This window comes from Microbacterium sp. Bi128, assembly GCF_918698205.1.
Genome location: NZ_CAKKMM010001563.1, coordinates 1 through 1137 on the forward strand (window position 1 = coordinate 1; position 1137 = coordinate 1137).

Here is a 1137-nt window from a genome sequence, read left to right on the forward strand (position 1 = left end):
CCCCGGAGCCCGGCGGACCGTCCGGGAGTTGCCCGGATTGCGGGTAATCTAAGAGAGTTCCGGAGCCGGCACGGTCGCTCCGGAGCAGTTCATGGCAGGCAGCAAAAGGCGAGGTTGATGGTCCACATCTGGAACGATCTGTCCGAGGTCCCGGCGGACTTTGGTCCTTCGGTTGTCACGTTCGGCAATTTCGACGGCGTGCACCGCGGCCACCAGCAGGTGCTGTCGCAGCTCATCCGTACCGCCCGGTTGAAGCACGCACGCGCCGTCGCCATCACCTTCGACCCACACCCCGCGCAGGTACACCGTCCGGAATCGGCTCCCGAACTGATCATGGGGCTGGAGGACAAGCTCATGGCCCTCGGAGAGCTCGGCCTCGACGCCGTGCTGGTGATGAAGTACTCGATGGAGCTCGCCAGCCTCACCCCCGAGGAATTCGTCGCGACAGTGCTGGTCGACAGCCTCAAGGCCAGCCACGTGGTGATCGGCCACGACGCCCGGTTTGGCCGCGGCAATTCCGGCGACCTCGCCACCATGCAGGAGCTGGGCAAGAAGCTCGGATTCGAGGTGCTGGTCATCAGCGAATTCGGCTCAGAGGGCTTTCCCATCCACGACGACGACGGCACGGACCGCCGCTGTTCGTCCACGGGGGTGCGCGAGGCCCTGCGCGCGGGCGACGTCGCCACCGCCGCTGCCGTCCTCGGCAGGCCGCACCGGATGCGCGGCGAGGTGGTGCACGGTGCCGCACGCGGCCGCGACCTCGGGTTCCCCACCGCGAACCTCTCCTCGACGGCCACCGGGTACATCCCCGCGGACGGCATCTACGCCGGCTGGCTCGTGGACCAGGCAGGCACGCGCTGGCCCGCCGCCATCTCCGTAGGCTCGAACCCGACGTTCGACGGCGTGAGCCGTCAGGTCGAGGCCCACGTGATCGACCGCCCGGAAGAGTCTCCCGACGACTTCGATCTGTACGACCAGACAGTTGTGGTGGAATTTGTCGCCAGGCTCCGCGGCATGGTGGCGTACCGTGGGGCTGAAGCTTTGGTGGAGCAGATGCGCCTGGACGTCGTCCAGGCCCACGACCTCCTGTTCGCCCGCTAAAAACCGGGCCGGATCGGCGTCGGCCCCGCGCTGACA

General features: G+C 67.7%; 1 protein-coding gene. It reads left to right on the top strand.

Annotated features, from left to right (window positions below):
* The first annotated feature begins 117 nt into the window (after positions 1–117).
* A complete protein-coding gene (locus LQV45_RS34575; protein ID WP_230012422.1) occupies positions 118–1101 on the top strand; it encodes a bifunctional riboflavin kinase/FAD synthetase in 984 nt (327 codons plus the stop codon).
* The last annotated feature ends 36 nt before the right edge of the window (positions 1102–1137 follow it).

Excerpts from the sequence above, each read along its gene's own strand:
- LQV45_RS34575 (WP_230012422.1), top strand. The coding sequence starts at position 118 with ATGGTCCACATCTGGAACGATCTGTCCGAGGTCCCGGCGGACTTTGGT.